The organism is Micromonospora globosa, from assembly GCF_000717585.1.
In the GTDB taxonomy this organism is placed as follows: Bacteria; Actinomycetota; Actinomycetes; order Mycobacteriales; family Micromonosporaceae; genus Micromonospora; species Micromonospora aurantiaca.
This window is the reverse complement of record NZ_JNZR01000007.1, coordinates 23,989-36,378: the sequence shown is the minus strand read 5'-3', so window position 1 is coordinate 36,378 and position 12,390 is coordinate 23,989. Positions and strand designations below refer to the sequence as shown.

Genomic DNA, 12,390 nt, shown 5'->3' with positions numbered 1-12,390 from the left:
AGGCGGATCGGATGACCTCCACCGCAGACGCCGTCGTCATCGGGGCCGGGCACAACGGGCTGGTGGCCGCGAACCTGCTGGTGGACGCCGGCTGGGACGTCGAGGTCCTGGAGGCCACCGAGGCGCCCGGCGGGGCCGTCCGCTCCGCGTACGTGACCGCGCCCGGTTACCTCAGCGACCTCTACAGCTCCTTCTATCCGCTCGGCTACGCCTCCCCGGTGCTCGACGGGCTGGGCCTGGAACGGCACGGCCTGTCCTGGACGCACGCGCCGGACGTGCTGGCGCACCTGCTCCCGGACGGCCGGGCCGCAGTGGTCAACCGCGATCTGGACGCCACCGCCGCCTCGCTGGAGGCGTTCGCGCCCGGCGACGGGGAGCGCTGGCGGCACGCGTACGCCGACTGGTGCCAGGTCTCCGAGCCGATGTTGCAGACGATCACCACCCCGTTCCCGCCGGTACGCGGCGGGCTGGGCCTGCTGCGGCAGCTCCGGGTCGGCGGCGCGCTCCGGCTCGCCCGCCGCCTCGTGCTCCCGGTCCGCAAGCTCGGCGCGGAGCTGTTCGAGGGCGAGGGCGGCACTGTGCTGCTGGCCGGATGCGCCCTGCACACCGACCTGTCCCCGGAGGAGGCCGGCTCCGGCGTGTACGGCTGGCTGCTCGCCATGCTCGGCCAGCAGGTGGGCTGGCCGGTGCCGGTGGGCGGCGCCCAGAAGATCACCGACGCGCTGGTGGCGCGGCTGGTCGAGCGGGGCGGGCGGATCACGTACGGCGCCCGGGTCGAGCGGGTGCTCACCGCCCGGGGCCGGGCGATGGGCGTACGCACCGCCGGCGGCACCGACTGGCGGGCCCGGCGCGCGGTGCTCGCCGACGTACCAGCGCCTGCGCTCTTCCTCGACCTGGTCGGCGCGGCGGCGCTGCCGCCCCGGATGGTCGAGGACCTGGCGCACTTCAAGTGGGACGGCTCCACCCTCAAGGTCGACTGGGCGCTGTCCGCGCCGGTGCCGTGGAAGAACCGCGACCTGGCCGGCGCCGGCACCGTGCACCTGGGCGCCGACCTCGACGGCCTCACCACGTACGCGGCCGAGCTGGCCCGCGGCGAGCTGCCACGGGATCCGTTCCTGCTGGTGGGACAGATGTCGGTGGCCGACCCGAGTCACTCACCGCCCGGCACCGAGTCGCTCTGGTCCTACACCCACCTGCCGTTCCGCCGGAACTGGCGGGCCGAGGAGGTGGCGGGGCACGTGGAGCGGATGGAGGAGGTGCTGGAGGCGGCGGCGCCGGGTTTCCGGGCGTCGATCGTCGGGCGCCACGTGGCCGGCCCGGCCGACCTGGAGGCCGCCGAGCCGAGCCTGGTCGGGGGAGCGCTGGGCGGCGGCACTGCCGCGGCGTACCAGCAGTTGTTCCTGCGGCCGATCCCCGGGCTGGGCCGGGCCGACACCCCGGTCGACCGGCTCTACCTGGCCAGCGCCTCCGCCCACCCGGGCGGCGGTGTCCACGGCGCGCCGGGGGCGAACGCGGCGCGGGCCGCGCTGGCCCGCGACCGGGCCGTCACCGGCGCGGTGTACGCCCGGACGATCGCCGCCGCCCACCGCACCGTCTACCGCTGACCCGACCGCGCCTCCACCCGGATGCAGCCATAGATCTTGGTACGGAAGTGCCCCTGTGGGGGCCGTTTCCTACCAAGATCTGCGAGCTGTTCGCGACGAGGCGCTCAAAGCGGTGTCGGCTGACCGCCAACTGCGCCGACTGCTGATCGCCGCCGCGCAATCGACGGCTGACGGCCGTTCACGGTGCGTCACGCTGAGTATTCGGCGCTGCCCCGGCGGTATCAACGCACCACCGCCTTTGCTCTGCACCCGCATACGCATCGGTCACGCACCGTGTCCGCAGCGGGCGCCCGGCGAAACGGCCCCCCGGAAAGCACCCCTGCTCAGGACGGTGCTGCGCCGATGGCTGCAGAGCAAAGGCGCCGACAGGAAAAGTGGCGGGACGACCGCGCCCTCACGCACGGTGACAATGACGCAGCGTGAGGGCGCGGTGGACGTGCGGGAGAGCGGGTCAGGAGTCCAGGTTGCGGTGCCGGCTGCGCAGCTTGAACGGCATCAGCGCGCTCTCGATCTTCGTGGCGGTGGTCATCTTCGAGTCGCCGTCGCGGCGCTCCTCGAAGCGGATCGGCACCTCCAGGATCGTGTGGCCCAGCTTGGTGGCGAGGTAGTGCATCTCCACCTGGAAGCTGTAGCCGTTGGACTGCACCCGGTCCAGCCCGATCGCGCGCAGCGCATCCGCCCGCCAGATCTTGAAGCCGGCGGTCAGGTCGCGGATGCGTACCCGCAGCAGCGTGTGCACGTACAGGTTCGCCCAGCCGCTGAGCGCGCGCCGGTACAGCGGCCAGTTCTCGTCCAGCTCACCGCCGGGCACGTAGCGCGAGCCGATGACCACCGAAGCCTGGGTGGACAGCAGCGCGCCGAGCATGCCGGGCAGCGCCTCCGGCGGGTGCGACAGGTCGGCGTCCATCTGCGCGACGAAGTCCGCGCCGTCGTCGAGCGCCCGGCCGATGCCGTCCACGTACGCCCGGCCGAGACCCTCCTTGCCCGGGCGGTGCAGCACCGTCACCCGGTCCGGGTGCTCGATGGCCAGCTTGTCGGCGACCTCGCCGGTACCGTCCGGGGAGTTGTCGTCGGCGACCAGCACCTTCAGCCCCGGCAGCGGCAGCGCGAGGAGGCGCTCGACCAGCACCGGGAGGTTGCCCGCCTCGTTGTAGGTCGGAACGACGACGGTCAGGCGCGCATCCCCCCACGGGGAGGGTAACTGCACGGGTTCGATCATCACGGACATCCTCGGTCAGCCGACAGGTTCACCTGAGAGGGTAGCCAGTCCCTCGCGCGGCAGCCGCACAGACGCCCCGCCACCGATCGATCACCGCTCCGGCTTCTGCCTCGTCGCGATGTCGGACAGCCGGGCCAGCGTCTCCCGGTTGCGAAGATGCAGCACCAGGTCGTTGAGCTTGGTCCGGACCCACCGCAGCGGTCCGGCGGCGAAGTCCTCGCCGATCGTCACCCGGGTCCTGCCGTCGTCCAGCGGCTCCAGGGCGAACGCCACGATCGCCTCCCCGGCCGGCCACAGCCCGGCGCGCAGCACCAGCCGGTGCGGCGACTGGCACTCCAGCACCGTCGACTTGTCCTGGAGCGAGAACGGCCACGGCCCGGCCCGGTGGTGCAGCCGGCTGCCGACGCGCGGCCACGTGTCGTCCACGTCCCGTACGTGCGCGGTGCCCACCACCCAGTCGCTGTACGTCCACCCGTCCGCGAGCACCTCGAAGACCTGCTCCGGGGGCGCGTCGATCACCTTCTCCACAACCGCCATCACCGAGCGGTACCCCGGCACGGGCCGTCGCTAACGGCGATCCGGGTTAGCTTCTCCGGGGCGGCGGGTATCGCCGGACCGGGCCGGTCGTGGCAGGCGTGCACCCGGCTGTGCGGCACCGGCGGGGCGGCCTGGCGCCGACGTCGACGTTTACTCCTCGGGGCCTCGGGAACCCGCCGCCCGTGCGACGGGACCACGAGCGGGATCAGTGCAGGTCAGCCCGGGTTGACCCGGGTGCTGACCGGTTCCCGTCCGGCCTGTACGACGCGGTCCTGCTGGACCGGGACGGCACGCTGGTGGAGGATGTGCCGTACAACGGCGACCCGGAGAAGGTCCGGCCGGTGCCGGGCGCCCGGGAGGCGCTGGACCGGTTGCGGGCGGCCGGGTTGCGGCTGGCGGTGGTCACCAACCAGTCCGGCCTGGCCCGGGGCTGCTTCACGGCGCACGACCTGCGTCTGGTCAACGCCCGGGTGGAGGAACTGCTCGGGCCCTTCGACCACTGGGCGATCTGCCCGCACGCCGAGGCCGACGGGTGCGTCTGCCGCAAGCCCGCGCCCGGCCTCGTGCACGAGGCCGCGGCCGCGCTCGGGACCACGCCGACCCGCTGCGTGGTGATCGGGGACATCGGCGCGGACACGGCAGCCGCCGCCGCGGCCGGCGCCGCGGCGATCATGGTGCCCACGCCCGCCACCCGGGCCGCCGAGGTGGCTGCCGCGCCCACTGTCGCGGCCGACCTGCCGGACGCGGTGGGCATCGTGCTGGCCCGGATGCGCCTGACGGCCGCGCCGCAGCCCGCGCGCCGGTCACGCCGGGACACGGTGCTGGTGGTGCGCAGCGACGCGGCGGGCGACGTGCTGGTGACCGGTCCGGGCATCCGGGCGGTCGCGGCCGGCGCGCAGCGGGTGGTGCTGCTGTGCGGGCCACGCGGCCGGGCCGCCGCCGAACTGCTCCCAGGCGTGGACGAGATCATCGAGGCGCCGCTGCCGTGGATCGACGCGCCCGCCCCACCCGTCGACCCCGGCGCCGTGCGCGCGCTGACCGACCGGCTGTCGGAGGTACGCGCCGACGAGGCTGTCGTGTTCACCTCCTTCCACCAGTCCGCCCTGCCCCTGGCCCTGCTTCTGCGCCTGGCCGGGGTACCCCGGATCAGCGCCATCAGCGACGACTACCCCGGCAGCCTGCTCGACGTCCGCCACCGCGTCCCGGCAGGCGTGCCCGAACCCGAACGCGCCCTGTCCCTCGCCGCCGCAGCCGGCTTCGCGCTGCCCGGCCACGACGAACCGGCGCTGCGCATCCGCACCGACCGGCTTCCGCCGCGCGCGGCCGACGCCGGCGAGCCCGGCTACGTGGTCCTGCACCCCGGATCGTCGGTGGAGACCCGCGCCTGCCCGGAGGAACTGGCCACCCGCGTGGTCCGCGTGCTCGGCGCCGCAGGCTACCGGGTCGTGGTCACCGGCGGACCGGACGAGCGGGAGCTGACCGCGCGCGTCGCTGCGGCGGGCGGCGTCGACCTGGGCGGGCGGACCGGGCTGGACGACCTGGCGGCGGTCATCGCCGGCGCCGGGGCGCTGGTGGTGGGCAACACCGGCCCGGCGCACCTGGCCGCCGCGCTCGGCGTGCCGGTGGTGAGCCTGTTCGCGCCGACGGTGCCGTTCGGGCAGTGGGGGCCCTACCGGGTGCCGACGGTGCGGCTCGGTGACGCGGGGGCGGCGTGCCGGGACACCCGCGCCACCGTCTGCCCGGTCCCCGGCCACCCGTGCCTGTCGGCTGTCGAGCCGGGACGGGTCCTGGAGGCGTTGCGGCTGCTCGGCGTGCCGGCGCCGGTGGCGGGCGGGGTGGCCGGATGAACATCCTGCTGTGGCACGTCCACGGGTCGTGGACGACCTCCTTCGTGCACGGCAAACACCGCTACCTGGTGCCGGTCACGCCGGACCGGGGTCCGTACGGGCTGGGCCGGGCGCGCACCTACCCGTGGCCGGACAGCGCCGTCGAGGTCACTCCCGAAGACCTGCGCGACACCGACGTGGACCTGGTGATCCTGCAACGCCCGGAGGAACTCGACCTGGCGGCGGAGTGGCTCGGCCGCCGGCCGGGCCGGGACGTGCCGGCCATCTACGTCGAGCACAACACCCCGAAAGGCGACGTGCCGAACACCCGGCACCCGATGGCCGACCGCGACGACCTGCTGCTCACGCACGTCACCGCGTTCAACGAGCTGTTCTGGGACAACGGCGCGACCAGGACCACAGTCGTCGACCACGGCGTCGTACCGCCGAACGTCGAGTGGACCGGGGAACTCGACCGCCTCGCCGTGGTCATCAACGAGCCGGTACGCCGCTGGCGGGTCACCGGCACCGACCTGCTCGCCCGGTTCGCCGCGCTGGCGCCGCTGGACGTCTACGGCATGAAGGTGGACGGTCTCGCCGCCCACCTCGGCCTGCCCGAGGACCGGCTGACCAGCCACGACGACGTACCCCAGCACGCCATGCACGCCGAACTCGCCAAACGGCGCGCGTACCTGCACCTGTGCCGCTGGACCTCACTCGGCCTCAGCCTCGTCGAGGCCATGACCATGGGCATGCCCGTGGTGGCACTGGCCACGACCGAGGCGGTGGAGGCGGTGCCGCCTGCCGCGGGCGCGCTGTCCACCCGCGTCGACACGCTCGTCGACGCCGCCCGTGGCCTGCTGGACGACCCGGAGTCCGCCCGCCGGGCGGGCGCCGTGGCCCGGGCCGCCGCCCGGGACCGCTACGGCCTGGATCGATTCCTCGCCGACTGGGACCGGCTGCTGGAGGAGGAAGTATGCGCATCGCGATGATCTCGGAGCATGCCAGCCCGCTCGCCGTCCTCGGCGGGGAGGACGCCGGTGGCCAGAACACGCATGTCGCGGAGCTCTCCGCCGCGCTCGCGGCCGCCGGTCACGACGTGCGCGTCTACACCCGCCTCGACGCGGTGGATCTGCCGGTGAGCGTCCGCACCCCGGACGGGTACGAGGTGGTCCACGTACCGGCCGGGCCGGCCGAACCGGTGGCCAAGGACGACCTGCTGCCGTACATGCCGTCGTTCGGGCAGTGGCTGGCCGACCGGTGGCGCACCGGCGACTGGCAGCCCGAGGTGGTGCACGCGCACTTCTGGATGAGCGGGCTGGCGGGTCTCGCCGCGGCCCGCCGCGCGGGCGTGCCGATGGTGCAGACGTACCACGCGCTCGGCACCGTCAAGCGCCGCCACCAGGGCGTGCAGGACACCAGCCCGCCGGGCCGGGTCGAGCACGAGCGGAAGCTGGGCCGCTCGGTGGACCGGGTGGTCGCCCAGTGCCAGGACGAGGTCGCCGAACTGGTCCGGATGGGCGTGCCCCGGTCCCGGATGACTGTCGTGCCGTCGGGGGTGAACCTCACGACGTTCTCCCCGCTCGGCCCGGTCGCCGACCGTGACGGCGGCCGGGCCCGCGTCCTCACCGTCGGCCGGCTGGTCGAACGCAAGGGCTTCCAGGACGTCATCCGGGCCGTCGCCGAGGTGCCGGACGCCGAGTGCGTGGTCGTCGGCGGGCCGCCGGCCGGGCTGCTGGAGACCGACCCGTACGCGTTGCGCCTGCGCGCGCTGGCCCACTCGCTCGGCGTCGCCGACCGGGTACGGCTGGTCGGCGCGGTCCCCCGGGAGGAGATGGGCCGCTGGTACCGGTCGGCCGACGTGCTCGTGGCCGCCCCCTGGTACGAGCCGTTCGGGCTCACCCCGCTGGAGGCGATGGCCTGCGGCGTACCGGTGGTCGCGACGGCTGTCGGCGGGCTGATCGACACGGTGGTGGCCGGACGCACCGGCGACCTGGTGCCACCCCGGGAGCCGGCGGCGCTCGGCGCGGCGATCCGGGGTCTGCTCGGCGACCGGATCCGCCGCTTCGCCTACGCCACCGCCGCGCTGGAGCGGGCACGCACCCGCTACTCCTGGGCCACCACCGCGGACCGCCTCACCGAGCTGTACGGCGAGGTGGCCACCGTGCGCCGCCCGACCCGGGTGGTCGCCTGATGACGGCCGGGACGCCGGCCACCGGCGCGACGGTGCTGGAGGACCACCTGAGCCTGCTGGCCGCCGCGTTGCTGCCGCTGCGGGAGGCGGAGCAGATGCTGGCCCGCTGGGGCGAGGAGCTGGCGCAGCGGCTCGCCGCCGGTGGCCGGTTGCTGGTGGCGGGCAACGGCGGCAGCGCCGCCGAAGCCCAGCACCTCACCGCCGAACTCGTCGGCAAACTCCGCCACGACCGCCAACCCCTCTCCGCCATCGCCCTGCACGCCGAGACCAGCGCCGTCACCGCCATCGCCAACGACTACGGATACGACGAAACCTTCGCCCGGCAGGTCCGCGCCCACGGCCGGCCCCACGACCACCTCCTGCTCATGACCACCAGCGGCACCAGCACCAACCTCCTCACCGCCGCCCACGCCGCACACCAGGCGGGCCTGCGCTGCTGGGCCTTCACCGGACCCGCACCCAACCCCCTCGCCGACCTCTGCCACGAGCATCTGGCGATCGACTCGCCGGACGGGCAGGTGGTGCAGGAACTGCACCTGGTGGCCTCGCACGTGCTCTGCGAGTACGTCGAACTGGCGCTGCCCGCCGCGCTCGCCGCCCAGCCGGCGGCCGGGCCGGTACGCGCGGGTGTCGAGGTCGTCGTCGGCGAGCCGGACCCGACGGCGACGGCCGGCCGGGGAGGCCCGGCATGAGGGGACCGGTGGTGGTGCTCGGTGACACGCTGCTGGACCGCGACGTCGAAGGTCTGGTGAACCGGCTCTGCCCGGACTCCCCGGTGCCGGTGCTGGACGAGACCGTATCCGTCGACCGGCCCGGTGGCGCCGGGCTGGCCGCCGTCTTCGCCGCCGCGCAGGGCGCCGAGGTCGCGCTGGTCACCGCCGTCGCCGACGACGCGGGCGGGGCCCGGCTGGGCACGTTGCTCGCCGCCGCCGGGGTCCGGTTGTACGCGCTTCCGCTGGCCGGCGCCACCCCGGAGAAGATCCGGCTGCGGGCGCGCGGACGGGTGCTGCTGCGCCACGACCGGGGCGGGAGCGCCGGTGCGCCCGGTCAGCCCAGCGACGCCGTGCTGCGGCTGATCGCCGACGCGTCCGCCGTACTGGTGAGCGACTACGGCCGGGGCGTGGCCGGGCATCCGGCGCTGCGGGCGGCGCTGGCCGCAACCCGGGCGCCTGTGGTCTGGGATCCGCATCCGCGCGGGCCGGCCGCCGTACCCGGGGTGCACCTGGCCACCCCGAACGAGCCGGAGGCCCGCGAGCTGGCCAAGACGCCGCCGGGCGGCTCCCGCCTGGCCGTCGCGTCGCGTAGCGCGCACGCCTTGCGCCGCCGCTGGCAGGCGCGCGCGGTGGCGGTGACGCTCGGCGGGGACGGCGCGCTGCTCAGCCACGCCGGGTCCACGCCCCTGGTGGTGCCGGCGCCGCCCGCCGAGGGGGACACCTGCGGGGCCGGCGACCGGTTCGCGTCCACCGCGACGTTGGCCCTGGCCCGGGGCGCGCTCGTGTCCGAGGCGGTGCAGGAGGCGGTCACCGAGGCGTCGGCGTACGTGGCCGGCGGCGGCGTCGCCGCCGCGCTGCCCGCGCCGGTGCGGGCGGTCGCCCCGGCGGTGGTCACCGGCGGCGGGGACCGGATCGGCGCCGGGGCGGCCGGCGAGGTGGTGGCGCGGGTACGTGCGGCCGGCGGCACGGTGGTCGCCACCGGCGGCTGCTTCGACCTGCTGCACGCCGGGCACGTGGCGACGCTCCAGGCGGCCCGGCAGCTCGGCGACTGCCTGGTGGTCTGCCTCAACTCCGACGCCAGCGTGGCGGGGCTCAAGGGTCCGGAGCGCCCGGTCGTGCCGCAGGGCGACAGGGGGCGGCTGCTCGCCGCGCTCGGCTGCGTCGACGCGGTGCTGATCTTCGACGAGCCGACACCGGAGGCGGCGCTGTCCTGGCTGCGCCCGGACATCTGGGTCAAGGGCGGCGACTACGCCAGCGGCGGCGGCCCGGAGACCTTGCCCGAGACGGAGATCCTGGCCCGCTGGGGCGGTCACACGGTGGTCGTGCCGTACCTCGACGGGCGCTCGACCACCGACATGATCGCGGCGGCGCGGGCCGGGCGGGGCAGCGGCGGCTGGCCGGCCGCGTCGGGCGACCCGGCCGAGGCCGTCGCGCAGGTCCGGTCCACGGCGAAGGGAGCACGATGAACGAGCGACGCATCCGACCCGGCGCGGTCGCGCCCGCCGGTCCGACGGTGGCGGCGTGAGCGCCGGCGCGCCCGGAGCCGGGCCGACCGTCCTGGTCACCGGCGGCTCCAGCGGGCTCGGCGCGGCGGTGGTCGCCGCGGTGGCCCGCGCCGGTGGGCGCCCGCTGGTGCTGGACCGGCAGCGCCCCGCCGACGGGGTGCCCTGGGTCGAGTGCGACCTGGCCGACACCCGCGCCGCCGAGGCCGCCACCCGCGACCTCGCGGAACGCTCCGGCGGGCTGGACGCCGTGGTCACCGCCGCCGGGATGGACGTGCCCGGGAAGCTGGCCGACATCCCGGCCGAGACCTGGGAGCGGATCGTCACAGTGGACCTGCTCGCCACCGCCGCGGTGATCCGGGCCGCGCTGCCCTGGCTGGAGGCGTCCCGGGGCAGCATCGTCACTGTGGCCTCCACGCTCGGGGTGAAGGCGGTCAGCGACGCGACAGCGTACTGCGCGGCGAAGTTCGGGGTGGTGGGCTTCACCCGGGCGCTCGCCGCGGAACTCGCCGGCGCTGTCGGCGTGACGCTGCTGATCCCGGGCGGGATGCGGACCGCGTTCTTCGACGAGCGGGACGCGCAGTACCGCCCCGGCCCGGACGCGGTGCTCAACGAGCCGGCCGACACCGCCGCCGCCGTCATGTTCGCGCTGTCCCAGCCGGCCGGCTGCGCGGTACGCGAGATGGTGGTCTGCGCCGCGCAGGAGTCCTCGTACCCGTGATCCTGGTGCTGCGGGCGCTCGGGGTCGGCGACCTGGCCACCGCCGTGCCGGCGCTGCGTGGCCTGCGCGCCGGCCTGCCGGGCCGGGAGCTGGTGCTCGCCGCGCCGGGCTGGCTGGCGCCGCTGGCGGAGCTGACCGGGGCGGTCGACCGGGTGCTGCCCACCGCCGGGCCGGACCGGATCGCGTGGACCGGCCCGCCCCCCGAGGTGGCGGTCAACCTGCACGGCCGCGGGCCGCAGTCGCACCGGGCGCTGGCCGCCGTACGCCCCGGCCGGCTGCTCGCCCACAGCAACCCGGGCGCCGGGCACCCGGACGGCCCGGCCTGGGACGACGACGAGCACGAGGTCCGCCGCTGGTGCCGCCTGCTGCACGCGTACGGGCTGCCGGCCGACCCGGGGGACCTGGCGCTGCGGCGTCCGGCGCTGACCGGCGTACCGGCCGGGGTGACGCTGCTGCACCCGGGCGGCAAGATCCCGGCGAAGCGCTGGCCGGCGGACCGGTTCGCCGGGCTGGCCCGGGAGCTGGCCGCGCGCGGGCACCGGGTGGCGGTCACCGGCTCGCCGGACGAGCGGGCGCTGGCCGAGCGGGTCGCCCGCGACGCCGGGCTGCCGCCGGAGGCGGTGCTGGCCGGCCGGACCGGACTGGCCGAGATGGCCGCGCTCGTCGCGGGCGCGCGGCTGGTGGTCAGCGGGGACACCGGCGTGGCGCACCTCGCCACCGGCTACGGCACCGCGTCGGTGGTGCTGTTCGGCCCGGTGCCGGCGGCGCACTGGGGCCCGCCGCCGGACCGGCCCCGGCACCGGGCGCTGGGTGCGATCGAGCCCACGCCCGTCAACCCGGATTCGACCGGGTCGGGCGGGGTAGGAACCCACCCGACATTGGATGCCATCGGGATCGACGAGGTGGTGGCTGCGGTGGCAGACGTGGAACGGGTCTCCGGTGCGGTTGCGGCGTAGCGATCCGGGCCGGCCGGGGTACGCCCGCCGGCGGCGCGGCAAGGGCTGGCTGTTCCTCGACCCGTCCGGCGAACCGGTTCGCGAGGGCGAGGAACTGGCCCGGCTGCGCGAGCTGGTGATCCCGCCCGCCTGGCGGGACGTGTGGATCTCGCCGTACCCGAACGGCCACATCCAGGCCACCGGCATCGACGCGGCGGGCCGCAAGCAGTACCTCTACCACCCGGGCTGGCGGCGCAAGCGCGACGAGGCCAAGTTCGACCACGTGCTGGAGGTGGCGCACCGGCTGCCCGTGCTGCGCGACCGGGTCACGCACGACCTGGCGCTGCGCGGCCTGCGCCGCGAACGGGTGCTGGCCACCGTCGCCCGGCTGCTCGACATGGGCGCGTTCCGGGTCGGCAGCGACCAGTACGCCACCGGCGACGACCCGACGTTCGGCGTGTCCACGCTGCGCCCCGAGCACGCCCGCTCCCGGGGCGGCTGCGTGGTGTTCGAGTTCCCGGCCAAGGGCGGCATCGACCAGGTCCGCCGGATCGAGGACGCCGAACTGTGCCGGGTGCTGCTCAACCTGCGCCGTCGCCGGCGCGCCCAGGAACGGCTGTTCGGCTACTGGGACGGCCGCTCCTGGCGCGACGTGCGCAGCGACGAGGTGAACGACTACCTGCGCGACGCCAGCGGCGGCGAGATGACCGCGAAGGACTTCCGTACCTGGCACGCGACGGTGCTGGCCGCAGCCGAACTGGCCACTGTGGGTCCGCAGCGCTCCGCCACCGCCCGCAGGCGCGCCGTGGCGGGGGTGATGCGTTCGGTGGCCGAACTGCTCGGCAACACCCCGACTGTGGCCCGGACCTCGTACGTGGACCCGCGCGTGGTCGACCTCTACCACGACGGGGTGCTGGCGCCGGTGCAGCCGGAGATGCCGCGCGAGGCGGTGGAGAAGTCGGTGCTGGCGTTGCTGGAGGAGGAGGCCGGCTGACCGCCGACCGGCCCCGTCGGTCCTGGGGGGAAGCGCGACGGGGCCGGAAATCTCGGCCGCCGGTGCGGTCCCGGGAAGCATCACCGGGCGGGGCCGCCCGCGGCCGGGACCGCCGCGGACGCCGCGCCCGGCCCCCCGATATCCG

Annotated in this window: 11 protein-coding genes; 9 read left to right on the top strand and 2 right to left on the bottom strand. The window is 75.7% G+C overall.

Annotation, left to right across the window (positions count from 1 at the left end):
• Nucleotides 1-11: 11 nt before the first annotated feature.
• On the top strand, nt 12-1,604 hold the full coding sequence (locus tag IF06_RS0109550) for a phytoene desaturase family protein (protein ID WP_013285394.1): 1,593 nt from the start codon (nt 12-14) through the stop codon (nt 1,602-1,604).
• A gap of 451 nt (nt 1,605-2,055) precedes the next feature.
• Here the strand turns inward: IF06_RS0109550 and IF06_RS0109545 are convergent, their stop codons facing one another.
• Complete coding sequence (locus tag IF06_RS0109545; protein WP_013285395.1) at nt 2,056-2,823, bottom strand: polyprenol monophosphomannose synthase; 768 nt, start codon at nt 2,821-2,823, stop codon at nt 2,056-2,058.
• 90 nt (nt 2,824-2,913) lie between these two features.
• Complete coding sequence (locus IF06_RS0109540) at nt 2,914-3,360, bottom strand: SRPBCC family protein (RefSeq protein WP_013285396.1); 447 nt, start codon at nt 3,358-3,360, stop codon at nt 2,914-2,916.
• A 182-nt stretch (nt 3,361-3,542) separates the two neighbouring features.
• Between IF06_RS0109540 and IF06_RS0109535 the strand changes: the two genes are divergently transcribed.
• From IF06_RS0109535 to IF06_RS0109500, 8 genes are read left to right on the top strand one after another with little or no spacing between them, the layout of a single operon-like run.
• Nucleotides 3,543-5,207 (top strand): HAD-IIIA family hydrolase, encoded by a 1,665-nt coding sequence (locus IF06_RS0109535; protein ID WP_030270325.1) that lies wholly within the window; start codon nt 3,543-3,545, stop codon nt 5,205-5,207.
• A complete protein-coding gene (locus IF06_RS0109530) occupies nt 5,204-6,178 on the top strand; it encodes a glycosyltransferase (protein ID WP_013474832.1) in 975 nt (324 codons plus the stop codon). Before IF06_RS0109535 ends, IF06_RS0109530 begins: the two co-directional genes overlap by 4 nt.
• On the top strand, nt 6,163-7,380 hold the full coding sequence (locus IF06_RS0109525; RefSeq protein WP_013285399.1) for a glycosyltransferase: 1,218 nt from the start codon (nt 6,163-6,165) through the stop codon (nt 7,378-7,380). Before IF06_RS0109530 ends, IF06_RS0109525 begins: the two co-directional genes overlap by 16 nt.
• Nucleotides 7,380-8,072 (top strand): D-sedoheptulose-7-phosphate isomerase, encoded by a 693-nt coding sequence (locus IF06_RS0109520; protein WP_030270322.1) that lies wholly within the window; start codon nt 7,380-7,382, stop codon nt 8,070-8,072. The genes IF06_RS0109525 and IF06_RS0109520 overlap by 1 nt, the downstream gene beginning before the upstream one ends.
• Nucleotides 8,069-9,559 (top strand): PfkB family carbohydrate kinase, encoded by a 1,491-nt coding sequence (locus tag IF06_RS0109515; RefSeq protein ID WP_013285401.1) that lies wholly within the window; start codon nt 8,069-8,071, stop codon nt 9,557-9,559. Before IF06_RS0109520 ends, IF06_RS0109515 begins: the two co-directional genes overlap by 4 nt.
• A gap of 55 nt (nt 9,560-9,614) precedes the next feature.
• Complete coding sequence (locus IF06_RS0109510; RefSeq protein ID WP_013285402.1) at nt 9,615-10,316, top strand: SDR family oxidoreductase; 702 nt, start codon at nt 9,615-9,617, stop codon at nt 10,314-10,316.
• Nucleotides 10,313-11,272 carry a glycosyltransferase family 9 protein gene (locus IF06_RS0109505; RefSeq protein ID WP_013285403.1) on the top strand — a complete coding sequence of 320 codons (960 nt, stop codon included), beginning with the start codon at nt 10,313-10,315 and terminating at the stop codon, nt 11,270-11,272. Before IF06_RS0109510 ends, IF06_RS0109505 begins: the two co-directional genes overlap by 4 nt.
• Entirely contained in the window at nt 11,256-12,245 is a 990-nt protein-coding gene (locus tag IF06_RS0109500; RefSeq protein ID WP_030270320.1) for a DNA topoisomerase IB, read from the top strand. Before IF06_RS0109505 ends, IF06_RS0109500 begins: the two co-directional genes overlap by 17 nt.
• Nucleotides 12,246-12,390 lie beyond the last annotated feature (145 nt).

What these genes read in the sequence shown, in the direction of transcription:
- IF06_RS0109520 (WP_030270322.1), top strand. Translation starts at nt 7,380, where the DNA reads ATGACGGCCGGGACGCCGGCCACCGGCGCGACGGTGCTGGAGGACCAC.
- IF06_RS0109545 (WP_013285395.1), bottom strand. Translation starts at nt 2,823, where the DNA reads ATGATCGAACCCGTGCAGTTACCCTCCCCGTGGGGGGATGCGCGCCTG.
- IF06_RS0109530 (WP_013474832.1), top strand. Translation starts at nt 5,204, where the DNA reads ATGAACATCCTGCTGTGGCACGTCCACGGGTCGTGGACGACCTCCTTC.
- IF06_RS0109525 (WP_013285399.1), top strand. Translation starts at nt 6,163, where the DNA reads ATGCGCATCGCGATGATCTCGGAGCATGCCAGCCCGCTCGCCGTCCTC.
- IF06_RS0109540 (WP_013285396.1), bottom strand. Translation starts at nt 3,360, where the DNA reads ATGGCGGTTGTGGAGAAGGTGATCGACGCGCCCCCGGAGCAGGTCTTC.
- IF06_RS0109515 (WP_013285401.1), top strand. Translation starts at nt 8,069, where the DNA reads ATGAGGGGACCGGTGGTGGTGCTCGGTGACACGCTGCTGGACCGCGAC.
- IF06_RS0109550 (WP_013285394.1), top strand. Translation starts at nt 12, where the DNA reads ATGACCTCCACCGCAGACGCCGTCGTCATCGGGGCCGGGCACAACGGG.